Source organism: Sporomusa rhizae (assembly GCF_041428845.1).
GTDB classification, from domain to species: Bacteria; Bacillota; Negativicutes; order Sporomusales; family Sporomusaceae; genus Sporomusa; species Sporomusa rhizae.
Genome location: NZ_CP156925.1, coordinates 489,790 through 514,907, shown reverse-complemented (window position 1 = coordinate 514,907; position 25,118 = coordinate 489,790). Strand labels below are relative to the sequence as shown.

Annotated in this window: 38 protein-coding genes; all 38 read right to left on the bottom strand. The window is 46.2% G+C overall.

Annotation, left to right across the window (positions count from 1 at the left end):
* Window positions 1-10 precede the first annotated feature (10 nt).
* The 38 genes from SRRS_RS02360 to rpoC all read right to left on the bottom strand — a co-directional run bounded on the left by SRRS_RS02360 (window position 11) and on the right by rpoC (window position 25,109).
* Window positions 11-970, bottom strand: a complete 960-nt coding sequence (locus SRRS_RS02360; RefSeq protein ID WP_371365870.1) for a DNA-directed RNA polymerase subunit alpha — start codon at window positions 968-970, stop codon at window positions 11-13.
* Window positions 971-1,035: 65 nt separating this feature from the next.
* Window positions 1,036-1,668 (bottom strand): 30S ribosomal protein S4, encoded by a 633-nt coding sequence (gene rpsD / locus SRRS_RS02355; RefSeq protein WP_371365868.1) that lies wholly within the window; start codon window positions 1,666-1,668, stop codon window positions 1,036-1,038.
* A gap of 24 nt (window positions 1,669-1,692) precedes the next feature.
* Window positions 1,693-2,085: a 30S ribosomal protein S11 gene (gene rpsK, locus SRRS_RS02350; RefSeq protein WP_371365866.1), complete on the bottom strand. Its 393-nt coding sequence runs from the start codon at window positions 2,083-2,085 to the stop codon at window positions 1,693-1,695.
* 14 nt (window positions 2,086-2,099) lie between these two features.
* Window positions 2,100-2,471 (bottom strand): 30S ribosomal protein S13, encoded by a 372-nt coding sequence (rpsM, locus tag SRRS_RS02345; RefSeq protein WP_371365864.1) that lies wholly within the window; start codon window positions 2,469-2,471, stop codon window positions 2,100-2,102.
* Window positions 2,472-2,493: 22 nt separating this feature from the next.
* Window positions 2,494-2,607: a 50S ribosomal protein L36 gene (gene rpmJ, locus SRRS_RS02340; RefSeq protein WP_028971919.1), complete on the bottom strand. Its 114-nt coding sequence runs from the start codon at window positions 2,605-2,607 to the stop codon at window positions 2,494-2,496.
* A 91-nt stretch (window positions 2,608-2,698) separates the two neighbouring features.
* Window positions 2,699-2,917, bottom strand: a complete 219-nt coding sequence (gene infA, locus SRRS_RS02335) for a translation initiation factor IF-1 (protein WP_084577080.1) — start codon at window positions 2,915-2,917, stop codon at window positions 2,699-2,701.
* Between the two features lie 23 nt (window positions 2,918-2,940).
* A complete protein-coding gene (locus SRRS_RS02330; protein ID WP_371365862.1) occupies window positions 2,941-3,222 on the bottom strand; it encodes a hypothetical protein in 282 nt (93 codons plus the stop codon).
* A 13-nt stretch (window positions 3,223-3,235) separates the two neighbouring features.
* Entirely contained in the window at window positions 3,236-3,982 is a 747-nt protein-coding gene (gene map, locus SRRS_RS02325) for a type I methionyl aminopeptidase (RefSeq protein ID WP_371365860.1), read from the bottom strand.
* Entirely contained in the window at window positions 3,979-4,632 is a 654-nt protein-coding gene (locus SRRS_RS02320; protein ID WP_371365858.1) for an adenylate kinase, read from the bottom strand. Before SRRS_RS02320 ends, map begins: the two co-directional genes overlap by 4 nt.
* Window positions 4,633-4,644: 12 nt before the next feature.
* Window positions 4,645-5,901: a preprotein translocase subunit SecY gene (secY, locus tag SRRS_RS02315; protein ID WP_371365856.1), complete on the bottom strand. Its 1,257-nt coding sequence runs from the start codon at window positions 5,899-5,901 to the stop codon at window positions 4,645-4,647.
* On the bottom strand, window positions 5,902-6,342 hold the full coding sequence (gene rplO / locus SRRS_RS02310; protein WP_371365854.1) for a 50S ribosomal protein L15: 441 nt from the start codon (window positions 6,340-6,342) through the stop codon (window positions 5,902-5,904).
* A gap of 46 nt (window positions 6,343-6,388) precedes the next feature.
* Window positions 6,389-6,574, bottom strand: a complete 186-nt coding sequence (gene rpmD / locus SRRS_RS02305) for a 50S ribosomal protein L30 (protein WP_371365852.1) — start codon at window positions 6,572-6,574, stop codon at window positions 6,389-6,391.
* Between the two features lie 13 nt (window positions 6,575-6,587).
* Window positions 6,588-7,088, bottom strand: coding sequence for a 30S ribosomal protein S5 (gene rpsE / locus SRRS_RS02300; RefSeq protein WP_371365850.1), 501 nt, complete (start codon window positions 7,086-7,088; stop codon window positions 6,588-6,590).
* Between the two features lie 17 nt (window positions 7,089-7,105).
* Window positions 7,106-7,474 (bottom strand): 50S ribosomal protein L18, encoded by a 369-nt coding sequence (gene rplR, locus SRRS_RS02295; RefSeq protein WP_371365848.1) that lies wholly within the window; start codon window positions 7,472-7,474, stop codon window positions 7,106-7,108.
* A 38-nt stretch (window positions 7,475-7,512) separates the two neighbouring features.
* Window positions 7,513-8,064 carry a 50S ribosomal protein L6 gene (gene rplF / locus SRRS_RS02290; protein WP_371365846.1) on the bottom strand — a complete coding sequence of 184 codons (552 nt, stop codon included), beginning with the start codon at window positions 8,062-8,064 and terminating at the stop codon, window positions 7,513-7,515.
* Window positions 8,065-8,087: 23 nt separating this feature from the next.
* Window positions 8,088-8,486, bottom strand: coding sequence for a 30S ribosomal protein S8 (rpsH, locus tag SRRS_RS02285; protein ID WP_371365844.1), 399 nt, complete (start codon window positions 8,484-8,486; stop codon window positions 8,088-8,090).
* A 34-nt stretch (window positions 8,487-8,520) separates the two neighbouring features.
* Window positions 8,521-8,706: a type Z 30S ribosomal protein S14 gene (locus tag SRRS_RS02280; RefSeq protein ID WP_075752846.1), complete on the bottom strand. Its 186-nt coding sequence runs from the start codon at window positions 8,704-8,706 to the stop codon at window positions 8,521-8,523.
* A gap of 60 nt (window positions 8,707-8,766) precedes the next feature.
* Window positions 8,767-9,309: a 50S ribosomal protein L5 gene (gene rplE / locus SRRS_RS02275; RefSeq protein WP_371365842.1), complete on the bottom strand. Its 543-nt coding sequence runs from the start codon at window positions 9,307-9,309 to the stop codon at window positions 8,767-8,769.
* Window positions 9,310-9,339: 30 nt separating this feature from the next.
* The gene (gene rplX, locus SRRS_RS02270) at window positions 9,340-9,678 is read right to left on the bottom strand and encodes a 50S ribosomal protein L24 (protein ID WP_371365840.1); all 339 of its coding nucleotides are present in this window, start codon (window positions 9,676-9,678) and stop codon (window positions 9,340-9,342) included.
* 19 nt (window positions 9,679-9,697) lie between these two features.
* On the bottom strand, window positions 9,698-10,066 hold the full coding sequence (rplN, locus tag SRRS_RS02265) for a 50S ribosomal protein L14 (protein WP_371365839.1): 369 nt from the start codon (window positions 10,064-10,066) through the stop codon (window positions 9,698-9,700).
* A gap of 85 nt (window positions 10,067-10,151) precedes the next feature.
* Entirely contained in the window at window positions 10,152-10,412 is a 261-nt protein-coding gene (gene rpsQ / locus SRRS_RS02260) for a 30S ribosomal protein S17 (protein WP_371365837.1), read from the bottom strand.
* A gap of 38 nt (window positions 10,413-10,450) precedes the next feature.
* Complete coding sequence (gene rpmC, locus SRRS_RS02255) at window positions 10,451-10,648, bottom strand: 50S ribosomal protein L29 (RefSeq protein ID WP_371365836.1); 198 nt, start codon at window positions 10,646-10,648, stop codon at window positions 10,451-10,453.
* On the bottom strand, window positions 10,638-11,114 hold the full coding sequence (rplP, locus tag SRRS_RS02250; protein WP_371365834.1) for a 50S ribosomal protein L16: 477 nt from the start codon (window positions 11,112-11,114) through the stop codon (window positions 10,638-10,640). Before rplP ends, rpmC begins: the two co-directional genes overlap by 11 nt.
* Complete coding sequence (gene rpsC, locus SRRS_RS02245; protein WP_371365833.1) at window positions 11,114-11,791, bottom strand: 30S ribosomal protein S3; 678 nt, start codon at window positions 11,789-11,791, stop codon at window positions 11,114-11,116. Before rpsC ends, rplP begins: the two co-directional genes overlap by 1 nt.
* A 24-nt stretch (window positions 11,792-11,815) precedes the next feature.
* On the bottom strand, window positions 11,816-12,148 hold the full coding sequence (rplV, locus tag SRRS_RS02240) for a 50S ribosomal protein L22 (RefSeq protein WP_371365831.1): 333 nt from the start codon (window positions 12,146-12,148) through the stop codon (window positions 11,816-11,818).
* A gap of 48 nt (window positions 12,149-12,196) precedes the next feature.
* Window positions 12,197-12,478 (bottom strand): 30S ribosomal protein S19, encoded by a 282-nt coding sequence (rpsS, locus tag SRRS_RS02235; protein ID WP_371365829.1) that lies wholly within the window; start codon window positions 12,476-12,478, stop codon window positions 12,197-12,199.
* 37 nt (window positions 12,479-12,515) lie between these two features.
* On the bottom strand, window positions 12,516-13,355 hold the full coding sequence (rplB, locus tag SRRS_RS02230; protein ID WP_371365827.1) for a 50S ribosomal protein L2: 840 nt from the start codon (window positions 13,353-13,355) through the stop codon (window positions 12,516-12,518).
* A gap of 28 nt (window positions 13,356-13,383) precedes the next feature.
* Window positions 13,384-13,671, bottom strand: coding sequence for a 50S ribosomal protein L23 (gene rplW / locus SRRS_RS02225; RefSeq protein WP_371365825.1), 288 nt, complete (start codon window positions 13,669-13,671; stop codon window positions 13,384-13,386).
* Window positions 13,671-14,297 (bottom strand): 50S ribosomal protein L4, encoded by a 627-nt coding sequence (gene rplD, locus SRRS_RS02220; RefSeq protein ID WP_371365823.1) that lies wholly within the window; start codon window positions 14,295-14,297, stop codon window positions 13,671-13,673. The genes rplW and rplD overlap by 1 nt, the downstream gene beginning before the upstream one ends.
* A 68-nt stretch (window positions 14,298-14,365) precedes the next feature.
* A complete protein-coding gene (gene rplC / locus SRRS_RS02215) occupies window positions 14,366-15,007 on the bottom strand; it encodes a 50S ribosomal protein L3 (RefSeq protein ID WP_371365822.1) in 642 nt (213 codons plus the stop codon).
* 14 nt (window positions 15,008-15,021) lie between these two features.
* Window positions 15,022-15,333, bottom strand: coding sequence for a 30S ribosomal protein S10 (gene rpsJ, locus SRRS_RS02210; protein ID WP_021168692.1), 312 nt, complete (start codon window positions 15,331-15,333; stop codon window positions 15,022-15,024).
* Between the two features lie 152 nt (window positions 15,334-15,485).
* A complete protein-coding gene (tuf, locus tag SRRS_RS02205) occupies window positions 15,486-16,688 on the bottom strand; it encodes an elongation factor Tu (RefSeq protein WP_371365795.1) in 1,203 nt (400 codons plus the stop codon).
* 58 nt (window positions 16,689-16,746) lie between these two features.
* Window positions 16,747-18,825, bottom strand: coding sequence for an elongation factor G (gene fusA / locus SRRS_RS02200; protein ID WP_371365821.1), 2,079 nt, complete (start codon window positions 18,823-18,825; stop codon window positions 16,747-16,749).
* A gap of 124 nt (window positions 18,826-18,949) precedes the next feature.
* Complete coding sequence (gene rpsG / locus SRRS_RS02195) at window positions 18,950-19,420, bottom strand: 30S ribosomal protein S7 (protein WP_371365819.1); 471 nt, start codon at window positions 19,418-19,420, stop codon at window positions 18,950-18,952.
* A gap of 43 nt (window positions 19,421-19,463) precedes the next feature.
* Entirely contained in the window at window positions 19,464-19,847 is a 384-nt protein-coding gene (gene rpsL, locus SRRS_RS02190) for a 30S ribosomal protein S12 (protein ID WP_371365818.1), read from the bottom strand.
* 106 nt (window positions 19,848-19,953) lie between these two features.
* Window positions 19,954-20,208: a ribosomal L7Ae/L30e/S12e/Gadd45 family protein gene (locus tag SRRS_RS02185; protein WP_371365816.1), complete on the bottom strand. Its 255-nt coding sequence runs from the start codon at window positions 20,206-20,208 to the stop codon at window positions 19,954-19,956.
* A gap of 380 nt (window positions 20,209-20,588) precedes the next feature.
* Window positions 20,589-20,948, bottom strand: a complete 360-nt coding sequence (locus tag SRRS_RS02180) for a YmaF family protein (RefSeq protein ID WP_371365815.1) — start codon at window positions 20,946-20,948, stop codon at window positions 20,589-20,591.
* A 192-nt stretch (window positions 20,949-21,140) separates the two neighbouring features.
* Complete coding sequence (gene rpoC, locus SRRS_RS02175) at window positions 21,141-25,109, bottom strand: DNA-directed RNA polymerase subunit beta' (protein ID WP_371365813.1); 3,969 nt, start codon at window positions 25,107-25,109, stop codon at window positions 21,141-21,143.
* Window positions 25,110-25,118: the final 9 nt, after the last annotated feature.

Below are 25,118 nucleotides of genomic sequence, written 5' to 3'. Positions count from 1 at the left end.
TTCCCTCCCTTTACTCTTCGTGTTCTGCTAATTCCAAACCCATCTCTATAATCTTCTTCTTAACTTCTTCCAATGACTTACGGCCTAAGTTGCGAACTTTCATCATATCTTCTTCGCTCTTTTGTACCAATTCAGCCACGGTGTTAATTCCGGCCCGTTTTAGACAATTGTAAGAACGCACTGAAAGATCAAGATCTTCAATGGTCATTTCCATTGTCCTGTTCTTTCCTTCAGCTGGTTCTTCAGATACTAAACCCTGACCCTCATCCTCTTCGGGAGGTTCTCCGGCAATATTTTGAATCAATTTCAGGTGCGACACCATTATGCCAGCAGCTTTGCTGACCGCTTCCTCGGGACGCATACTGCCATCTGTCCATACTTCTAATGTTAGTTTGTCGTAGTTGGTTACGTTACCAACACGGGTGTCGGTAACATTGTAATTGACACGTACTATCGGTGAGAAGATGGAATCAATAGGAATAATCCCGATTACATGGTCGGGTTTTTTGTTTTTGTCAGCCGGTACATAGCCTTTGCCCTTTTCAACCATTAGTTCCATGCGGAGCTTGCCACCAGCACCTACTGTCGCCAGGTGGAGTTCAGGGTTTAAAATATCAATATCGGCGTCAGCTTTAATATCGCCTGCTTTGACGTCGCCTTCTTCAAACGCCTCAATCAGTAAAACTTTGGGCTCGTCACTATGCATTTTAAGACATAATTCTTTTAGGTTCAGAATAATGTCGGTGACGTCCTCCCGAACACCAGGAATAGTAGCAAATTCATGAAGAACACCATCGATTTTCACTGAGGTTACAGCTGCTCCCGGCAAAGAGGAAAGGAGTACGCGTCTTAGACTGTTACCTAGTGTAATACCAAAGCCCCGGTCTAACGGTTCCCATACAAATTTGCCATATCGGCCATCTTCACTTACTTCCACTACTTCGATTTTCGGTTTTTCGATTTCAATCATCCGGAAAAACCCTCCTCATTTGCGCAAACTCTTGAGTTACGCCATCGCCACGGTTTGAGGGCAGATTATCTCGAGTACAATTCTACAATTAGATGTTCCTGGATAGGAATATCAATTTCCTCCCGGGTGGGGTAGCGCATAACTTTACCACTCATATCAGCAGCAGTCATTTCAAGCCAAGCCGGAGCTGTCTTGTGACCAAGTGCCTCAGCGATTTTTTTCATGATTGGTGATTCTTTTCTTTCTTCCCGTGCGGCAACTACGTCGCCAGCTTTAACCAGGAAGGAAGGAATATTTACACGGCGGCCATTTACGTTGAATAAGCCGTGACGAACCAGTTGTCTTGCTTGGTTGCGGCTTTCAGCCAAACCCATGCGGAAAACAACATTGTCAAGTCTTCTTTCCAACATAACTAAAAGGTTTTCACCGGTAATGCCTTTTTGGCGTTCAGCCTTCTCAAAGTAGTTACGGAATTGGCGCTCAAGCACACCGTAAATACGGCGGGTTTTTTGCTTCTCACGAAGCTGAATGCCATATTCAGAAACTTTTTTACGGGCTTGACCGGCACCATGTTGGCCGGGAGCAAATCCGCGCTCTGTGAAGGAGCATTTATCGCTATAGCATCTGTCGCCTTTGAGGTATAGTTTTGCACCCTCACGACGGCATAATCTGCAAACAGGACCTGTATATTTTGCCATTCTTATCAAACACCTCCCAATTCCTTAAACTCTTCTTCTTTTTGGCGGACGGCATCCATTGTGCGGAATGGGTGTTACGTCTTTAATCATATTAACTTCAAGGCCTGCAGCCTGAAGGGAGCGGATAGCCGCTTCACGGCCAGCACCAGGACCTTTAACAAATACTTCGATTTGTTTCAGGCCATGCTCCATGGCAGCTTTCGCAGCGGTTTCGGCAGCCATTTGAGCAGCGAACGGAGTGCTTTTTCTGGAGCCTCTAAAGCCCAGTCCACCGGCGCTTGCCCAGGAGATGGCATTGCCTCTGGTATCAGTGATTGTTACGATGGTGTTGTTGAATGTCGATCGAATGTGAGCAACACCATGTTCTATATTTTTACGTTCTTTACGTTTTGGTCTTGCAGCTTTCTTTTGAGCCAAAGGTTAACCCTCCTTTACTTTTTCTTTTTAGCGCCGACAGTCTTTTTCGGGCCTTTGCGGGTACGAGCATTGGTCTTTGAACGTTGTCCACGTACAGGAAGACCCATGCGGTGCCGCTTGCCACGATAAGAGCCGATCTCAATGAGCCGCTTAATGTTAAGTGCTTCTTCACGACGAAGGTCGCCTTCTACGCGATAGTTTTTATCAATGTTCTCACGCAGTTTAGCAACTTCTTCTTCTGTGAGGTCACGAGTTCTGGTATCAGGATTAATTCCGGTATTTTTTAAGATTTCTTTGGATAATGTCAAACCAATACCAAAAATGTATGTTAATGCAATTTCGATGCGTTTGTCACGCGGTAAGTCTACACCGGCAATACGTGCCATGTATTAATCCACCCCCTTGTTCTTAGCCTTGTTTTTGTTTATGTTTAGGATTTTCGCAAATCACCATTACTCTGCCATGCCGTTTGATGATTTTGCATTTTTCACATATAGGCTTAACTGATGGCCTTACTTTCATAATTAAACCTCCTTATCGTGCGTCCGGTAGCCCGTCAGTCCGCGTTCGCTCATCGACTTGACTAACGAACTTACGAACCCACGAACACAAGCTATTTAAACCTATAGGTAATACGGCCGCGTTTTAAATCGTACGGTGTCAGTTCAATCGTAACTTTATCGCCCGGTAAAATCCGGATGAAGTTCATGCGAATCTTACCCGACACATGAGCCAGTACAATATGACCGTTTTCCAGTTTAACCTGGAACATGGCGTTTGGCAATGCCTCAATGACCGTACCTTCCACTTCAATTACATCTTGTTTGGACATGAGCTATCCCTCCTCGTCCGCTTTTAAGCATATCCGGTCACCTCGATTTGGGCGAGGGCCTGACGGATATTTTCGTCGGTAGGGTTTGTTCCTCCGGCTAGTATCTCCGCCAAATTAGCAGCAATAGAATGCCTTGTGACGTGCTTAACGTTTTTTTTCTTAGGACTAGCGACTTTACGTCCGCGTCCGTCAGCTACCAGAAGAGTTTGCGGCTTATTCCACCCGAGCACCACATAAGCGTGGCCAGCATCACGTCCTGCTGTTGATCTTACAATCTGCCCAGGGGTAATAGTTCCATTAGGCACCAGCCGTCTCCTCCTATAGTTTTGTTAATATCTCCGGACCATCGGCCGTAATGGCAATGGTGTGTTCAAAATGGGCCGAACGCTTGCCATCAGCGGTCACTACTGTCCAGTTATCGCCCAAAGTCTTGACCTCATGAGTCCCTGCGTTAATCATAGGCTCTATTGCTAAAGTCATACCAGCTTTTAATCGCGGGCCGCGTCCGGGAAGTCCATAGTTGGGTATCTGTGGGTCTTCGTGCATGTTTCTGCCAATGCCGTGCCCAACAAAGTCGCGCACGACACCAAAACCATGCTCCTCGGCGTAGGCTTGAACGCTATGGGAGATATCGCCTAAACGATTACCCTCCACAGCTTTTTCAATCCCTTTATATAGTGACTGTTCGGTAACTTCGATAAGTTTCTTGAGTTCTTCGTCGACTTCACCAACCGGCACTGTAATTGCAGCATCGCCGCAATAACCGTTAATGAAAGCGCCAATATCAATACTTACATTATCTCCATTTTTTAACCTTTTTAATCCAGGAATGCCATGTACTACCTCTTCATTTACCGAGGCGCAAATACTTCCGGGAAAGCCATGATAGCCTTTGAAGGCGGGTGTGGCTTTCTTGCTTTTTATATATTGCTCGGCAATCCTGTCTAGTTCAAGCGTAGTGACTTCAGGTTTAACCGCTTTTTCAACTTCTTTTAGCGTTTCGGCCACTATTCGCCCAGCATCACGCAGGTAATTTATCTCCCTTTGTGATTTTAATATTATCATACTTGCCCGCCTCGCAGGCTGTTGATGATATCCTTCAGAACGGCATCAATGGGTTGAAGTCCATTGATTTCGGTATAAAGGCCTTTATCCTGATAGTATTCAATGAGCGGTTGCGTCTGCACTTGATATACCGACAAGCGGTTAACGACTGTTTCTTCTGTGTCGTCATCGCGTTGGTAAAGTTCGCCGCCGCATTTATCGCAGACACCGCTTTTTTGCGGAGCATTAAACGCTACATGGTAGGTAGCGCCGCAGCCTCTGCAAATTCGGCGGCCAGTCATACGACCTACCAGTTCTGAACTTGGGGCAGTAATGTTAACAACCCGGTCCAGTTTGATAGCAAGTTCTGCCAACGTTCGATCAAGAGCTTCGGCTTGGATAGTGGTGCGAGGAAAGCCGTCAAGGATAAATCCTTTTTTGCAATCCTCTTTAGCCAAGCGCTCTTTTACGATACCGATTGTAACGCTATCAGGTACCAATTGTCCGGCATCCATGCAGGCTTTAGCTTGTTTGCCAAGTTCAGTGCCTTCTTTAACGGCTGCGCGGAACATATCCCCGGTTGAGATATGGGGGATATGAAATTTTTCTACCAGTTGAGCCGCCTGAGTACCTTTACCAGCACCAGGCGGTCCCATTAACAGAATGAACATGACCACTACCTCCTACTTCATGAAGCCTTGATAGTGACGCATTAAGACCAGCGCCTCGATCTGCTTCATGGTATCCAGAGCCACACCTACTACGATTAAGAGGGCAGTACCGCCAAAGTAAACACCTTGGAGATTAGTCGCTGCACCAACAAAATTCGGCAGTATTGCGATGATGGCCAGGAAGATTGATCCGGCCAGGGTAATTCTGGTCATCACTCGGTCTAAATAATCGGCGGTAGGTTTACCCGGTCTAATTCCGGGAATAAACCCGCCGTGTTTTTTCATGTTCTCTGCCATATCTGATATGTTCATAGTAACCGCAGTGTAGAAATACGTGAAGAATACGATTAGGAGCGCATACAAAGCTGTTTGCAGCGGCGTACCCCACGCAAACCACCCTGCCACTGTTTTTACCCAGGGAACATCAATAAACTGGGCAATGGTTACCGGGAACATCAGCACAGATGACGCAAAGATTATTGGAATAACGCCTGCCTGGTTGACTTTAAGCGGGATATGTGTGGAATGACCACCATACATTTTCCGACCAACAACCCGTTTGGCGTATTGTACTGGAATTCTGCGTTGGCCTTGCTGTATTGCGATTACGAATACAATCATGGCAACTGCAATTATTAAGAATAACAGCACGTTGAAAACGTTAATTGTTCCGGCTTGCATATACTCATAAATGGTATACATGCCACTCGGAAGTCTTGAGACAATACCGGCAAAGATTATCAGAGATATACCATTGCCAATACCTTTTTCGGTTATCTGCTCACCAAGCCACATCAGGAAAGTTGTTCCTGCGGTCAAAGTAAGCGCGATTAGTAAGATTGAACCAATTCCAGGGTTAATTATCGCAACTTTTAAGCCAAATGCCATGCCGAGTGCTTGGATAAAACCAAGTACTACAGTACCATAGCGAGTAATTTTGGTTATTTTTTTGCGACCTTCATCGCCTTCTTTGGCCCACTGTTCTAATTTCGGCACAACTACAGTAAGTAGCTGCATGATAATCGAGGCGTTGATATATGGCGTAATACTCATTGCAAATATTGAAAACTTGCTCAAAGCGCCGCCGGAGAACATATCCAGAAGCCCAAACAGATTACCTTGTGTAAACAGCTGCTCGATGACAGAGGCATTTACTCCCGGTACCGGGATATGTGTGCCCATTCTGAATACCAAAAACATAACTAAGGTGAATACAACCTTCTGCCTTAGCTCTGTAATCTTTAGAACGTTCGAGAGCCCTGCCAGCAATTAAATCACCTCGACTGAACCGCCGGCTGCTTTGATTTTTTCAGCGGCCGACTTAGTAAAGCCATTAGCTTTAACTGTTAAAGCCTTGGTAAGCTCGCCATTGCCTAAGATTCTAAGACCGTCAAGAACTTTCTTAATTACGCCGGCTTCTACCAAAGCTTCAAGATCTACAACCGCGCCGTTATCAAAGCGATTGAGCTCAGCTACATTAACTTCGCTGTATTCTTTGGCAAAGATATTGTTGAAACCGCGCTTGGGCAGTCTTAAGTACAAGGGCTTCTGGCCGCCTTCAAAACCTGGACGCACACCGCCGCCTGCACGGGCTTTTTGACCTTTGTGACCTTTACCGGAAGTTTTACCTAAACCGGAACCAAGACCACGGCCTACACGAGTGCGTTCTTTTTTTGAACCAGGCGCTGGAGCTAATTCATGTAATTTCATTAACAGCACCTCCTTGAACTAGTTTATGGGATATTTCTGCAGCAAATTATTCTGCAACTTGTTCTACAGTAACGAGATGCTCGACTTTGCGAACCATGCCTCTGATTACTGCATTATCTTCTTGAATTACCGAGCTGTTGGTTTTTTTGAGACCTAAAGCCTTAACAGTTGCGCGTTGGTCTTCTTGTCTACCAATCAAGCTACGGGTAAGTGTAATTTTAATTTTAGCCATATTAATTTCCTCCTTAGCCCAACAGTTCCTGAACTGTTTTGCCACGCAGACTGGCAACTTCTTCAGCCCGCTTGAGTTGGCTTAAGCCGGCGATGGTAGCACGAACCATATTGTTGGCATTAGATGAACCGAGCGATTTTGTGAGGATATCATGAATACCAGCAAGTTCAAGCACAGCACGAGCTGGGCCGCCAGCGATTACGCCAGTACCTTCGGAAGCAGGTTTTAAAAGCACTTTGCCTGCGCCAAATACACCCATGATTTGATGAGGGATGGTGGTGCCGACAATAGGAACTTTTATTAAGTTCTTTTTAGCGTCTTCTACGCCTTTACGAATAGCTTCTGGAACTTCACCAGCTTTGCCGAGGCCGAAACCTACGTGGCCGTTGCCGTCACCAACAACTACCAGTGCACTGAACGAAAAGCGTCTACCGCCTTTAACAACCTTAGCAACCCGGTTAATGAATACAACTTTTTCTTTTAGGTCAAGACCGGTGTGATCAATTCTAGCCATTAATTTCCCTCCTTTTCTTAGAATTCAAGACCAGCTTCGCGTGCAGCAGCTGCAAGTGCAGCCACGCGGCCGTGATAGATATAACCGGCGCGGTCAAATACTACTTTAGTGATTCCTTTTTCGAGGGCCCGTTTAGCGATTGCCTCGCCTACAGCTTTGGCTGCATCAATATTTCCACCGTACGAAAGCTTAGCACTGATTTCTTTATCCAGTGTGCTGACTGCTACTAAGGTAGTACCAGTTTTATCGTTGATAATTTGAGCATAGATATGCTTCAAACTGCGAAATACGTTCAGACGCGGGCGTTCAACGGTGCCAATCAGAGTTTTCCGAGCTCTTAACTGCCGCTTTTGGCGCGCGATGTTTTTGCTTGGTTTACGCAGCAAGGTGTTCACTCCTTTCGCTTGAATTACCTTTTATGAGTTTATTTCTTGCCTTTACCGCCAGCTTTACCAACTTTGCGGCGGACAACTTCGCCTTCATACTTGATGCCTTTACCTTTATACGGTTCTGGTTCACGATAGCCGCGAATCTTTGCAGCCAGTGCGCCAACTGCTTCTTTATTAATACCGGAAATTACGATCCGGTTAGGTTGCGGGACATCAATTGTGATACCTGTAGGCGGCTCAACTTCTAATGGATGTGAGAAGCCTAAGGTTAATGCGAGTTTTTGACCGGATTTAGCGGCACGATAGCCTACGCCGGCAATCTCCAGAGTTTTGGAGAAACCTTGGGTTACACCTGTTACCATGTTGTTAACAAGGGTCCGGGTTAATCCATGGAGCGAACGGTGTTCTTTGTTATCTGTAGGCCGTTTAACGTTAATGACATTGCCTTCCATTTCGATAATCATATCTTTATGGAGCTGGCGGGTCAGTTCGCCTTTAGGGCCTTTAACTGTTACGACATTGTCATTACCGATTGTTACGGTAACGCCAGCAGGAACAGTGATGGGACTCCTACCAATTCTAGACATATTGCACCTCCTGTATCACTAGATTACCAAACGTATGCGATTACTTCGCCGCCAAGACCAGCTTTGCGGGCGGATTTGTCGCTCATAATACCTTGGGATGTTGAGATAATCGCAATACCAAGACCTCCAAGTACGCGAGGTAACTGCTCTTTTTTAGCATATACTCTAAGACCAGGCTTAGAAATACGCTTAATACCAGTAATTACCTTTTCGCGGTTCGGTCCATATTTTAAACTTACACGAAGCATTCCTTGTTTGCCATCGGCAACCATGTCGTAGTCTCTGATGAAACCTTCTTCTTTCAGGATCTGAACTACGGATTGCTTAATTTTCGATGCCGGAATTTCGACTTTATCGTGAAAAACCGAGTTTGCGTTGCGAATGCGAGTAAGCATGTCGGCAATCGGATCGGTCATTACCATGTGTTGTAAACCCCCTTCCTATATGTTGCTGCTACTACCAGCTGGCCTTTGTTACTCCAGGAATGGCGCCTTTGTAGCTCAGTTCCCGGAAACAAATCCGGCACATTTCAAATTTACGCATATATCCATGCGGACGTCCGCAGATTTTGCAGCGATTGTACTTACGTACTTTAAACTTAGGCTCGTTTTTCCATTTTTCTATTAAAGCCTTCTTGGCCACCGAATTCCCTCCTTTTCTTACTATCCAACTTTAAACTGTTCTGTAACTGGACAGTTTTGACTAGGCGCTGAAGGGCATGCCCATCAGTCTTAACAGCTCGCGTGCCTCTTCATCAGTCTTTGCAGTGGTAACAATGATAATATCCATACCACGGATTTTATCAATTTTATCGTATTCGATCTCCGGGAAAATCAGTTGTTCTTTAATACCAAGGGTGTAGTTGCCGCGACCGTCGAATGCTTTCGGGCTTACACCGCGGAAGTCACGCACCCGGGGCAAGGAGATATTGAACAGTTTATCAAGGAATTGATACATCCGCTCTCCACGCATGGTAACTTTGGCACCAATCGGCATTCCTTCACGAATCTTGAATGCGGCGATTGATTTTTTTGCTCTAGTTACAACCGGTTTTTGACCGGCGATTAAAGTCATATCGTTTACTGCCGCATCGAGAACTTTGGGGTTGCCAACTGCTTCACCAACACCCATATTAATTACAACTTTCTCGACTTTGGGAATTTCCATGACGTTTTTGTAGCCAAACTTTTCCATCATAGCTTGAGCTACTTCTTGTTTATATTTCTCTTTTAATCTTGCAGCCATGAGTTAACCTCCTTTCAGGAAAGAATGGTTTTACTTATCTTTATCAATAACTTCGCCGCATTTTTTGCAGGCACGGGCATATGTGCCGCTAGCTATCTGTGATTTTTTAATGCGGGTAGGTTTGTCACATGCAGGGCACACCAGCATAACTTTGGAGGAAGCTAAAGGAGCTTCTTTAACCAAAATGCCGCCTTGCGGGTTCTTTTGGCTCGGCTTGGTGTGACGCTTAACTTTGTTTACACCTTCTACAACAACTTTGCCTTTTTTCGGCAGAGCTTCAACAATTTTGCCTTGTTTGCCTTTATCCTTGCCTGACAGCACGACAACTTTGTCGCCTTTTTTTACATGCAATTTTTCAGCTTCTGACACTTAAGGACACCTCCTTAATCTAGATAACTTCCGGTGCCAGTGAGATAATTTTCATGAAATCTTTGTCCCTAAGCTCTCTAGCTACTGGTCCAAATATCCGTGTACCTCTCGGGCTTTTATCTTCTTTAATAACAACTGCGGCGTTTTCATCAAACCGGATGTACGAACCGTCCGGACGGCGCAGTCCTTTACTTGAACGAACAACAACGGCTTTAACTACATCGCCTTTCTTGACAACGCCACCGGGTGTAGCGTCTTTAACGGCTGCTACGATAACATCGCCTATGTTGGCATAGCGGCGGAATGAGCCACCCAGTACGCGGATGCACATAATTTGTTTGGCTCCGGTATTGTCAGCAACATTCAGGATGGTCTGTTGTTGAATCATAGTGCTTATCCTCCTTCCTCATAGGGCTCGCTGCCAAGCTTTGGCCGTCGAGCTTTAGAAGCTTGCTTTGGGTTTTAACGCTATCCTATTTTGCTCTTTCGAGAACTTCGATTACACGCCAGCGCTTTTCTTTGGAAAGCGGACGGGTTTCCATAATTTTAACGGTATCTCCGTTATGGCTTTCGTTATTCTCATCATGAGCTTTGAATTTCACTGTTTGCTTAATAGATTTATGATACAACGGATGACGTACTAAGCGTTCAACCGCTACTACTACAGTTTTGTCCATTTTATCGCTTACTACTTTACCAATACGGACCTTGCGCTCGTTTCTTTCAACGGTCACTTACATTGCCTCCCTTCATACTCACTACATTTGGCCAATTATTGAGCCTTAAGTTCACGCTGACGCTGAACAGTTTTGATGCGGGCAATTGTTTTTTTGACGGCAGGAATCCGCATAGGGTTATCCAATTGGCCGGTAGCATGTTGGAACCGTAAGTTAAACAGCTCTTCTTTCAGCTTGTTCAGTTTTTGGTCAAGTTCGGCTGCACTTAAATCGCGGATATCATTAGCCTTCATTTACTTCACCACCCAGTTTAGCATTGACGCCCGGTGCGTCCATATCCAAATGAGCGGTATCCTCCCGCTTAACGAACTTGGTTTTAATCGGCAGTTTATGAGCTGCCAGACGCATAGCTTCACGGGCTACTTCTTCAGCGACACCGTCCATTTCAAACATAACGCGGCCTGGCTTAACTACGGCTACCCAGTACTCGGGTGAACCTTTACCACTACCCATGCGGGTTTCAGCCGGTTTTGCAGTAATCGGCTTGTCAGGGAATATTTTAATCCAAACTTTACCGCCCCGTTTGATATAACGGGTCATGGCGATACGGGCTGCTTCGATTTGACGGTTGGTGATCCAAGCCGGCTCGAGAGCAACAAGACCGAACTCGCCGTGGGATACAACGTTGCCTTTTGTGGCTTTACCAGTCATACGTCCGCGGAATTGTTTGCGATGCTTTACTCTTTTTGGAATAAGCATTATTGTTCGCCCCCTTCAACGGCGGCAGCGGCTACAACAGTTTTCTTGGCTTCAGGCAGAACTTCGCCTTTGTAAATCCAAACTTTTACGCCGATACGGCCATAGGTGGTGTGTGCTTCTGCAGTACCATAATCGATGTCGGCACGCAGTGTGTGAAGAGGAATACTGCCTTCACGATAGCTTTCGCTACGAGCAATTTCAGCGCCGCCTAAACGTCCGCCTACCATTACTTTAATACCTTTTGCACCCATACGCATGGTACGAGTTACGGATTGTTTCATAGCCCGACGGAAAGCAATACGCTTTTCAAGTTGGGCAGCAATGTTTTCAGCAACTAAAGTTGCATCCAACTCAGCTTGTTTGATCTCGGCAATGTTAACATCGATGTTCTTGCCAGTAAGATCTTTCAGGGATTTTTTAATATTTTCAATCCCGCTGCCGCCACGGCCAATAACCATACCCGGTTTGGCAGTGTGGATGGTAACTTTCACCCGATTAGCCGCACGCTCAATAATGATTTGCGACACATTGGAAGTGTAAAGTTTTTCTTTTAGCATTTCACGGATTTTGATATCTTCATGCAGATTTTTAGCATAGTCTTTATCGGCATACCATTTGGCGTCCCAGGTTTTGATAATGCCAAGACGGAGACCATGCGGATTAACTTTTTGACCCACTAAATTTCCCTCCTTCGTCCGAGCTTATCTTTCTTTAACAACCAGTGTTACGTGGCTGGTGCGCTTTAAAATTTTGAAGGCCTGTCCGCGTGAACGCGGGTGAATGCGTTTCAAAGTTGGACCTTGATCAACAAACGCCTGTGAAACAAACAGGGCATCGGTATTCAGGTCATAGTTGTGTTCAGCGTTAGCAACAGCTGATTTTAATACCTTTTCCAGAACTTCAGCTCCGACTTTCGGAGTATGTTTCAAAATTGCAAAAGCCTCGCCCACGTTCTTGCCGCGAATTAAGTCGATAACAATGCGGATTTTGCGGGGAGCAATGCGAATGTGTCTGGCAATTGCTTTAGCTTCCATTTTTTTAACCCCCTTCCGGCTGAATTACCCGGATTTATGCTAAGAGTATTATCTTACCCCAGTAGACCGTTCTGAACCACCGTGGCCTTTGTAGGTCCGGGTCGGCGCAAATTCGCCAAGTTTATGGCCAACCATATCTTCGGTAACATATACCGGCACATGCTTGCGGCCATCATGAACAGCAAGTGTGTGTCCAACAAAAGTCGGTAGAATGGTGGAGCTGCGTGACCATGTTTTAATAACTTTTTTATCGTTTTTAGCATTAAGCGCATCAATTTTCTTGAGCAGGCTCTCATGCACATAAGGTCCTTTTTTAATGGATCTTGACATCTAAATAGCCTCCTTTCGTGTGTTCGCTTGCGTTCGTTTATCGGCTACCGCGGCTAGCCCGTCTCTTAACAATGAGTTTGTCAGAAGCTTTGCTCTTACGGGTTTTCGCACCCATAGCGCATTTGCCCCAAGGAGTAACAGGATGTTTGCGGCCAACAGGTGAACGACCTTCACCACCACCATGCGGATGGTCGATCGGATTCATAGCAACACCGCGGTTAGCAGGACGAATGCCCAGCCAACGGGAACGACCGGCTTTACCGATAGTAATATTTTCGTGTTCAAGATTGCCTACCTGACCAATGGTAGCCCGGCAGTTAATATGAACTTTTCTAAGTTCACCGGAAGGAAGTCTTAAGAGTGCATGGCTGCCTTCTTTGGCCATAAGCTGAGCAGAAGCACCAGCAGAACGAACCATTTGACCGCCTTTACCGATTTTCATTTCAATGTTGTGAAGCTGAGTACCTACCGGAATGTTCTTAAGCGGCAGTGCGTTACCTACTTTGATGTCGGCTTCAGGGCCACTCATGATGGTATCGCCTACTTTAAGTCCGTTAGGAGCTAGAATATAACGTTTCTCGCCATCAGCATAGCTTAAGAGAGCAATCCGTGCTGAACGGTTAGGATCATATTCAATGGTAGTCACTTTTGCGGGAATACCGTCTTTAATACGTTTGAAGTCAATTACACGGTACAGACGCTTGTGACCGCCGCCTTGATGCCGTACGGTTAATCGACCTTGCTGGTTACGACCGGCGTGTTTTTGCAGGCGCTCGGTCAGGGAACGCTCGGGACGATCTGTGGTGATATCCGAAAAATCGGCTACCGTCATAAATCTTCTGCCAGGAGCGTATGGTTTAAAACTTTTAACTGGCATGTGTGCCCCTCCTTTTTAGGAAATTCTGTTATACGCCTTCAAAGAATTCAATGCGCTCGCCGGGAGCCAGTTTTACAATGGCTTTTTTAAAGTCCGGACGCTTGCCAATGTTCTTGCCCATGCGCTTAGTCTTGCCCATTACACGGATGGTGTTAACGTCAAGTACTTTTACTTTGAAGATTTGCTCAACTGCTTGACGGATTTCAACTTTGTTGGCTGTAAGAGGCACAACAAAAGTATATTTATTTTCAGCCATCATCGCTGTAGTTTTCTCAGTGATGTATGGTCTAAGAAGTACGTCGCGTGGATTTGCCATTATGCCAGCACCTCCTCAATCTTGGCGACTGCCTCTTTGGTTACCAGCACTTTGTCATGATGGAGAAGGTCGAAAACGTTCAATCCGATGGTTCCAATAGCTTTTACGCCAGGAATATTACGGGATGATTTTTCAACAGTCTCATCGTTGTCTGCGGTGATGATAAGAGCTTTTGCCTCTTGCGCTTCAAAGTTACCAAGGAGTTTAATTACATCTTTGGTTTTAGGAGCCGCAAAGTTGATGTCTTCGACAACCACCAAGCCACCCTCATTAACTTTTGCAGTAAGCACTGATTTGATTGCCAAACGACGTGCTTTACGAGGCATACTGAATTTGTAGCTGCGCGGATGTGGTCCAAACGCAACACCGCCACCAACCCACAACGGAGAGCGAATGCTGCCAGCCCGTGCCCGGCCGGTACCTTTTTGTTTCCAGGGTTTTCTGCCGCCACCGCGTACCATTGCTCTGGTCTTGGTTGCGTGAGTGCCTTGACGCTGGCTTGCCAGTTGCATAACAACAGCCTGATGAACCAAGGCTTCGTTTATTTCTACGCCAAATACGCTATCATTAAGTTCCATTTCACCGGTTTGTTTACCGGTCATATCATATACTGCCACTTTCGGCATATAGCACATCCTCCTTTCGATGCTCGCAACCCACTCTTTGCGTCTTGTCGCAAAGCTGCAAGCTGCGATTACTTAATGGGTTTTACTGTATTTCTAACAATAACGAAACTGCCTTTAGGTCCGGGGATTGCACCTTTAACCAAGAGCAGGTTACGGGGTACATCTACACGAACTACTTGCAGACGTTGAATAGTGACTTTTTGTCCACCCATACGTCCAGGAAGTTTCTTACCTTTAAATACTTTACCGCCGCCACCGCTCATCCGGGAACCGATGGTACCAGGCTCACGATGGGATTTGGAACCGTGACCCATAGGTCCACGGGCAAAGTTGTGGCGTTTAATGCCGCCAGCAAAACCTTTACCTTTTGCAGTTCCGGTTACGTCAATAAGTTCACCTTCGCTGAACACGTCAGCGCTCAGAACTTGACCTACTGTATATTCAGAAGCTCCAGGCAGGCGCAGCTCACGGATAAATTTTACCGGTTTGACGTTGGCCTTTGCAAAGTGACCCTTCAACGGCTTGTTAACATGCTTTTCTTTAATAGCACCGAAGCCGAGCTGCACTGCGTTGTAGCCATCATTTTCAACTGTCTTGTTTTGTACTACGACGTTCGGGCCGGCTTCAATAACAGTAACCGGAATAACTTTACCCTCAGCCGTAAAGATTTGGGTCATACCCAGTTTTTTTCCTAAAATTCCTTTAGCCATTATCGCACCTCCTCCTACAGCTTGATTTCGATGTCCACACCAGCCGGCAAGTCGAGACGCATCAAGGCATCTACGGTCTTGGGGGTCGGCTCAAGGATGTCAATAAGACGTTTATGTGTCCGCATTTCAAATTGTTCGCGGGAGTCTTTGTTGACATGGGGTGAACGCAAAATAGTGAAGATATTTTTTTCTGTAGGAAGCGGAATAGGGCCAGAAACCATAGCGCCGGTACGTTTTGCGGTTTCAACAATTTTGGCCGCACTTTGGTCTAGCGCCTTGTGGTCATATGCCTTGAGGCGGATTCTGATTTTTTGCTGTTTAGCCATTATTTATTCCTCCTTATCGCCCAGTTTCTCTGAACGGACATTCTCGGTGGAAATTTCCCCGCGCGTGCGGGCCACCTTCCACGTCATCGCCGGTCAATATCCTGGCAAAAGGCGGCCAGAGCCGCCTTGCCAGATATTATGTTAAAGCTTTATTACTCGGTAACAGCGGTTACAACGCCGGCGCCTACAGTACGGCCGCCTTCGCGGATAGCGAAACGCAGACCTTCTTCGATAGCGATCGGGGTGATGAGCTCAATGCTCATTTGAATGTTGTCGCCAGGCATTACCATTTCTACACCGTCAGGCAGATTAACAACACCGGTTACGTCAGTTGTTCTGAAGTAGAACTGCGGACGATAGTTGGTGAAGAACGGAGTATGACGGCCGCCTTCTTCTTTACTCAGTACATATACTTCGCCTTTGAATTTGGTGTGCGGCTTAATGGAACCAGGCTTGGCAAGTACTTGACCACGCTCGATTTCTTTACGCTCTACACCACGCAGAAGGGCACCGATGTTGTCGCCGGCTACTGCGGAATCAAGAAGTTTACGGAACATTTCTACGCCAGTTACTACTGTGGATTTCGGTTTGTCAGTCATACCAACGATTTCGACGGTATCACTTACTTTAACCATACCGCGCTCTACACGGCCGGTAGCTACTGTACCACGACCAGTAATAGTGAACACGTCCTCTACAGGCATCAGGAAAGGCTTATCAGTAGCACGTTCCGGAGTCGGGATGTATTCGTCAACTTTGTCCATGAGGTCATGGATTTTGCCGCACCATTCGCATTCGCGTTTTGCGCAGCCGCAGTTCAGAACTTTAACAGCAGAACCGCTTACTACAGGAATGTCATCACCAGGGAATTCGTAGCTGGAGAGAAGTTCACGAACTTCCATTTCTACCAGTTCCATAAGTTCTGCGTCGTCTACAAGGTCAGCTTTGTTAAGGAACACTACCATTGCAGGTACGCCTACTTGGCGGGACAGAAGGATGTGTTCGCGAGTTTGTGGCATCGGGCCGTCAGCAGCCGATACTACGAGAATTGCGCCGTCCATCTGAGCAGCACCGGTGATCATGTTTTTTACATAGTCAGCATGGCCCGGGCAGTCAACGTGTGCATAGTGACGAGCAGCAGTTTCATATTCTACGTGGGCGGTGTTGATGGTGATACCGCGTTCTCTTTCTTCCGGAGCCTTATCGATCATGTCATAAGCCATGAATTCAGCGCCGCCATGCTTCGCCAAGGTCATGGTGATAGCAGCGGTCAGTGAAGTTTTGCCATGGTCAACGTGACCGATGGTGCCAATGTTAACGTGGGGTTTGTTTCTTTCAAACTTTTTCTTAGCCATTGAGTGTTACCTCCTAAGTTTATTACTTAAATATTTAGGTAAGCATTAATGAGTTGAGTTATGCACCCTTGTGTTTTGCCGAAATAGCTTCAGCAATGTTTTTCGGTAATTCTTCGTAATGGTCAAATTCCATTGAATAGTTGCCGCGACCTTGGGTTTTGGAACGCAGGTCGGTTGCGTAACCGAACATTTCGGAAAGCGGAACGAAGGATTTGATGGATTGAGCGCCGTTACGGGCTTCCATCCCTTCGATACGACCACGGCGGGAGTTTAAGTCGCCGATTACGTCACCCATATACTCTTCAGGTACAATAACTTCAACCTTCATATATGGTTCAAGGATAACCGGGCCAGCTTTAGCAGCACCAGCTTTAAAGCCCATTGAACCGGCAATTTTGAAGGCCATTTCCGAGGAGTCTACATCATGGTAAGATCCGTCATACACGGTTACTTTGATGTCAACCATCGGATATCCGGCCGATATACCAGTTTCCATTGCTTCTTTAACACCGGCTTCAATCGGGGAAATGTATTCTCTAGGAATAGCACCGCCGACAACTTTATTTTCAAAGATGAAGCCTTGGCCTGGTTCAAGCGGCTGGACTTCAAGCCAGCAGTGGCCATACTGACCACGACCGCCGGACTGACGAACGAATTTACCTTCGGCTTTAACCGTTTTGCGGATGGTTTCACGGTAAGCAACTTGGGGTTTACCTACGTTACATTCTACCTTGAATTCACGCAGCATCCGGTCAACGATAATATCAAGATGAAGTTCGCCCATGCCTGAGATGATTGTCTGACCACTTTCTTGATCAGTGTGCATTCTGAAGGTCGGATCTTCTTCTGCCAAACGTCCGAGTGCAACGCCCATTTTTTCTTGGTCGGCTTTTGTCTTCGGTTCAACGGCAATCGAGATAACCGGTTCAGGGAACACCATAGATTCAAGAATTATAGTGTTCTTTTCGTCACAGAGGGTATCACCAGTAGTAGTATCTTTAAGACCTACAGCAGCAGCGATATCGCCTGTGTAGACTATTTCAATCTCTTCTCGGTGGTTGGCATGCATTTGGAGAATCCGGCCGATCCGCTCGCGTTTGCCTTTAGTGGAGTTATACACGTAAGAGCCGGAGGCCAATTGACCAGAGTATACTCTGAAGAATGCAAGTTTGCCAACATAAGGGTCAGCCATGATTTTGAATGCCAGCGCGGAGAACGGCAGTTTGTCATCTGCTTGACGCTCATCTTCTTCACCAGTATCAGGGTTAACACCCTTAATAGCAGGGATATCAGTCGGAGCAGGCATGTAAGCAACTACTGCGTCCAAAAGCGGCTGTACTCCTTTGTTCTTGTAGGAAGAACCACAAATAACCGGAGTCATTTTGCAGGCGATAGTTGCTCTGCGGATGGCTGATTTGATTTCTTCGATGGTGAGTTCTTCACCTTCGAGGTATTTCATCATCAGCTCATCATCGCTTTCGGCGACAGAATCCAGAAGGTTTTGACGGTACAGTTCAACGTTCTCCATCATGTCTTCAGGAATATCGGCAGCTTCGCTTACCTTTCCTAAGTCATCGGTGTAGATAACTGCTTTCATTTCAATGAGATCGACAAAACCTTTGAAAGTGTCTTCAAAACCGATTGGCAGCTGAATTGGCACTGCATTAGCGCCAAGACGGCTCTTCATCATATCAACAACCCGGTAGAAGTCTGCACCGGTGATGTCCATTTTGTTTACGTACGCCATACGGGGTACGCTATATTTATCAGCTTGGCGCCATACTGTCTCAGATTGTGGTTCTACGCCGCCTTTAGCGCAAAAAACAGCAACCGAGCCGTCAAGTACCCTTAACGAACGCTCTACTTCAACTGTAAAGTCCACGTGTCCTGGTGTGTCAATGATGTTAATTCGATGCCCGTCCCATTGGGCTGTAGTGGCCGCAGAGGTAATTGTAATACCTCTTTCTTGTTCCTGTACCATCCAGTCCATAGTCGCAGCGCCATCATGCACTTCGCCAATCTTGTGTACTTTGCCGGTATAAAATAGTATGCGTTCGGTGGTAGTGGTCTTGCCGGCGTCGATGTGCGCCATGATGCCGATGTTCCGTGTCTTTTCGAGAGGAAACTTTCGGGCCACTATTTTCACTCCTTAATGTCTTGGGTTAATTGTTCACCGTTCATTGTTCGATTCAAGAGCGGGTTGCTTACGCAACCGCAACTCTTTGTCTCACTCTTTGAACCCGAACCGCAAACCTCAAGTTTTACCAGCGATAATGTGCAAAAGCCTTATTGGCTTCGGCCATCTTATGGGTATCTTCACGCTTTTTAACAGAAGCGCCAGTGTTGTTGGCAGCATCCATCAATTCGGAAGCAAGACGTTCGTGCATGGTTTTTTCACCGCGAAGGCGTGAATAGTTAACCAACCAGCGAATACCCAGTGACAGTTTACGGTCAGGCCGCACTTCTACAGGCACTTGGTAGTTAGCACCACCTACACGGCGGGCACGAACTTCGAGAACCGGCATTACGTTTTTCAGCGCAACATCAAAGACTTCCATTGGGTCTTTGCCGGTTTTGGCGCGAATAGTTTCAAACGCGTCATATACAATGTTTTCGGCAACACCTTTCTTGCCATCCAACATAAGTTTGTTAATAAATCTGGTTACAAGCTTGGAGTTATATACCGGATCCGGTAATACATCCCGCTTAGGAACAGCACCTTTTCTTGGCATCAGTTTCCCTCCTTCTTCCAAAACTCTGCAGCAATGCTAGCAGCTATTTTTTAGCAGCAGCAGCCTTTTTAGCGCCGTATTTGGAACGGCCTTGGCCGCGTTTCGCAACACCAGCGGTGTCAAGAGCACCACGGACAATGTGATAACGTACGCCTGGCAAGTCTTTTACCCTGCCACCACGAATAAGTACAACCGAGTGTTCCTGCAGGTTGTGACCAATACCCGGAATGTAAGCAGTTACTTCCACGCCGTTAGTTAAGCGTACACGGGCAACTTTACGAAGCGCAGAGTTAGGTTTTTTAGGAGTAGTTGTATATACTCTCGTGCAAACGCCACGTTTTTGCGGACATTCTTTCAGTGCAGGAGCTGTAGATTTTTTCTCCATTTGCTCCCGGCTTTTGCGTACTAACTGACTAATTGTTGGCATGTTATTAACGCACCTCCTTCCCCAATCTCGTTATTTATTATTAAAAACTTTACCTGCCTAATGTAGTCAGGCAAAATTATTAACGACTACTCGTCCCTATTGTCGACTATTTTAAAACTGCTACTGCTGCGGCGCCAACTTCAATGCCGCAAGCTTTACCAAGATCCTGCATAGTTACTCCCGCTTTAACTGTTATGCCTTTCTCGGTACATAACTGCACGAGCGGAGCCACTACCCGTCTATCGGCATCGTCGGCAAGATATACCTTAGCGACGAGTCCTTTTTCCACAGCACGCACTGTTTGTTTAGCGCCGATGGCCTTCTTGGCAGTCTTTAAACCTTCAAGTTCCTCATAGCTCACAGTGCCATCCCCTTTGGAAAATAAGTGATGTTCTCAAGACACTCTAATATATTATCATTTCGTGTATTAAATGTCAATAAAGTATTAGATTTTCTGCAGGAATTTAAAACCACTCAACCGGGTGTTTCAAACAAGACGCTAACCATTAATTAGTAATTCCCGTAAACGCTGCATTCATGCCATTTTATGGCTGGTTTTATATAGTATCATCATCTATTTTCTTATTAAAAGAAACACTATCGGCACCGAGTTTTTTTCAAATTGCAAGCCTGTCTCTTATTTGGGTCTAAAGCAAGACTCTCTAACAGCAATTAAATAAGGAGAATGCGGTTAGCATTCTCCTTGGATAGCATCCAATAATTTTTAGGATTCCTGTACAATTAATCTCCAATCGGATTCTCAATCAGCGTAGCAAAAACGAAATCGTGAGTATGCCCTTCAGCCTCTTCCGTTGTTCCGCATACAAAGTGCACATGTTTGCCATCACCTACACAAATATCAATACCTGAACGAACACGAATTTCATGAAAGTGATCTTCATAGAAATCTGTTCTTGTAACGATATCGTGTATATGATGATTATTTCCCACACAGATAACTTCACCAGAAACTCCGGCAAAACGATGGTTATGCGGATCTTCCTCTAATTCCGCCAGTTTCGTACTACCTAAAAACTCGTGAACATGTGTTAGTTCTTCTTCGTGACAATGGCAGCTACACGATCTGTTTTCTTCGTCCATTTTGTCACCCCCTTTTTATTCCATCTTATGCTGCCAATGCTCATTATGTTACATAATGTGGCGATGTCCTACAGAAATTATTGCGATGTATACCCGTCCATTACAATACTCCATATTCATGTAAATTCTAAATGCCTAAATAAAAAAGAACACGACCGCATCTACAAAAATGTGGTCGTGTTCTTCATTTCATCAGGATTCGTTAATTAGTTCTTCCGTCGGCAATTCGGGAGTCTTTAGTTTTACGTTACGATAACGACTCATTCCGGTACCGGCCGGTACCAGTTTACCGATAATAACGTTTTCTTTAAGTCCCAAAAGCGGATCGACTTTACCTTTGATTGCGGCTTCGGTAAGCACGCGGGTAGTTTCCTGGAAGGATGCTGCTGACAGGAAGGAATCTGTAGCGAGCGATGCCTTAGTGATACCAAGAAGAATGGGTCTGGCAATAGCCGGCTCACCGCCAGCTTCGATAGCTTTGGCATTCTCCTCTTCAAAGGTGTTAAGGTCAATGTATTCGCCAGGCAATAATTCCGTATCGCCAGCTTCCTCGACTTTGACTTTATGAAGCATCTGACGAACCATAACCTCAATATGCTTATCGTTAATTTCAACACCTTGCGATTTGTATACTTTTTGAACTTCGTATACCAAGTAACGCTGGGTGGCTTTAAGACCACTTACACGTAAAATGTCATGCGGATTAACGGCACCTTCTGTCAGGCGGTCGCCAGCCTCAACCATTTGACCTTCACTAACAATAAGCCGTGCCCCGTATGGTATTTGATATACGCGCTCTTCGCCAAGCGAGGCATCGTTCGGATAAACAGTTACCCGGCGCATGCCTTTTATTTCTTTAACCTCTACGCGGCCGTCAACCTCGGTAATAATGGCCTGACGCTTCGGTTTACGCGCTTCAAACAATTCTTCTACCCTTGGCAGACCTTGGGTAATATCATCACCGGCTACACCACCGGTATGGAAGGTTCTCATGGTCAACTGTGTGCCTGGTTCGCCGATAGACTGAGCGGCAATGATACCGACAGCTTCACCGACATCTACCATATGGCTTGTGCCCAGGTTGCGCCCATAACACTTGATGCAGACACCAAAGCGCGAACGGCAGGTAAGTACTGAGCGGATTGAGACTTTTTCCCGAACTTTAACGACTTTTTCGGCCAGTTCTTCGGTAATAAGCTCATTAAGCTTAACGATAACTTCACCGTTAGCCGGATCAACAATCTCTTCAGCGGCGATACGTCCGACAATACGGTCTTTGAGGGATTCGATGATACCCGAACCTTCTTTGATTGCTTCAACTTCAATGCCGCGAATGTTATTGTTGCGAACTTTAACTTCTTTAACTGAGCTGGCCAAAACGGCTTCGATATGCTCTTCGGTAAAGGGAGTATCAGCCGGAACAAGTTCAACACCTTCGTTGGTTTTAATAGCCTCGGTGGTGTTTTTGCCCAGCATTTCCCTGATCATGGCTTCTTTGAGCGCAGCACGGACTTTTTCTTCCGGTGCACCCAGAACGATGGTCTCGGCAGCAACATTGCGTCCGACATCTTCTTCGGTTTCACTCGGCTGACCCTGAATCATAATTTCAGGGACACCGCGTTCACCGATCAGACGCAGATTGTCTGCATCAAGCTGCGTGCCGTCTGGCAATAGAACATCAGCAGTATTAGGATCAAGCACATCTTGCGCCAAAATCCGGCCCACCAGTGTATCTTTAAGCATATCGATAGCACCGGCGCTGGACTGAGCCAAACGTGCCCGTTCCCGCACCAAGTTAATGCCAACAACATCACAATCTTCTTCCCGTACGATAACGTCCTGAGCGACATCAACAAGACGGCGGGTAAGATAACCGGAGTCGGCAGTCCGGAGCGCGGTATCGGCCAAACCTTTCCGTGCACCGTGAGTGGAAATAAAGTACTCTAATACCGTCAGACCTTCACGGAAGTTAGCTTTAATAGGAAGGTCAATGATTCGACCGGATGGGTCAGCCATAAGACCACGCATACCGGCTAACTGACGAATCTGCTGGATGTTACCGCGGGCACCGGAGTTAGCCATCATGTATACATTGTTAAAACGATCAAGGCTATTCATAAGAGCAGTAGTAACATCATCAGTTGCCTTTGTCCAAAGGTCTATGGTCTTTTTATACCGTTCGTCGTCGGTAATCAAACCACGGCGATATTGTTTATCAATGGTATCAACCTTTGCTTCAACACTAGCGATAATTTCCTTCTTTGCCTCCGGAATTTTGATATCCGAGATAGCAATGGTTATGCCGGCACGGCAAGCAAACGAGAAACCAAGACGTTTAACAGCATCAAGCACAACTGCAGTTTTAGCATTACCAAAAGTGTTGTATGAATCGGCTACCAATCTACCAAGCTGCTTTTTATCCATCAGCCTGCCAAGGTGCCATTCGCCGTCCTTGTTCTCATAGTGCCTGAGTTCAGGCGGTAATACTTCACTAAAGATAACCCGGCCCAAAGTGGTATGGACAAGTCCATAGCCTTTCAGTCGCATTCTTATTTTTTCATGCAAGCCAAGTTCTTTGTGATTATATGCAAGCAAGGCCTCGTTCAAGCTGGAGAATACACGAACCTTACCGCCTTCCGGGTCTCTCTCAATAGTGAGATAGTAGGCTCCCAATACCATATCCTGCGTAGGAGTAGCTACCGGACGACCGTCTTTGGTTGACAAGATATTATGTGCCGACAGCATAAGCATGCGGGCTTCTGCTTGTGCCTCTGCAGACAGAGGTACGTGTACCGCCATTTGGTCACCGTCGAAGTCGGCGTTATATGCCGTACAAACCAATGGGTGAATTTTAATCGCCCGGCCTTCGGACAATACAGGTTCAAATGCCTGAATACCTAACCTATGCAGTGTCGGTGCACGGTTCAAGAGAACAGGGTGTTCTTTGATTACCTCTTCCAATACATCCCATACTTCAGGACGTACTCTTTCTACCATCCGCTTGGCACTTTTAATGTTATGAGCATGACCGGCATTAACCAGCTTTTTCATAACAAAAGGTTTAAACAGTTCCAGTGCCATTTCTTTAGGCAAACCACACTGATGCAGTTTTAGTTCAGGCCCGACTACGATAACCGAACGGCCGGAGTAGTCGACGCGTTTACCTAACAGATTCTGACGGAAACGACCTTGTTTACCTTTAAGCATGTCGCTTAAGGATTTCAGCGGCCGGTTACCAGGACCGGTAACCGGGCGGCCGCGGCGGCCGTTATCGATAAGAGCGTCAACGGCTTCCTGCAGCATACGCTTTTCATTACGAACAATAATATCTGGAGCGCCTAAATCCAAAAGTCTTTTCAGGCGATTGTTACGGTTGATTACTCTACGGTATAAGTCGTTTAAGTCTGAGGTGGCAAAACGACCGCCGTCAAGCTGAACCATTGGTCTTAACTCAGGTGGGATAACAGGAACTACGTCCATAATCATCCATGCTGGGTTGTTGCCTGATTTGCGGAAAGCCTCAACAACTTCTAAACGCCTGATTGCCCGGATTTTGCGCTGACCACTTACTTCTTTCAGTTCCTGACGGAGTTCGCGGCTCATTTTTTCTAAGTCCAGCTCATCCAGCAGTTTTTTAATGGCTTCAGCACCCATCCCAACTTTAAAAGCACTACCGTATTTATCGCGATGCTCCCGGTATTCATTTTCATTTAAAAGCTGTTTTTTCATGAGCGGTGTATCACCGGGATCAAGCACGATATAGGATGCAAAGTATAACACTTTTTCCAGCGAGCGTGGGGATATATCAAGGATAAGTCCCATCCGGCTGGGGATACCTTTAAAATACCAGATATGAGAAACCGGCGCTGCCAGTTCAATATGCCCCATCCGGTCACGACGAACTTTTGATCGGGTAACCTCTACACCGCAACGGTCGCAGATGATACCTTTGTAGCGAATCCGTTTATATTTACCGCAGTGACATTCCCAGTCACGGGTTGGTCCAAAAATCTTTTCGCAAAAGAGACCTTCCCGTTCTGGTTTTAGTGTACGGTAATTAATAGTTTCAGGTTTTTTTACTTCGCCATGCGACCACTTGCGGATTTGCTCCGGTGATGCCAGACCAATACGCATCGAATCAAAATTGTTTACGTCCAACAAGGGGTTATC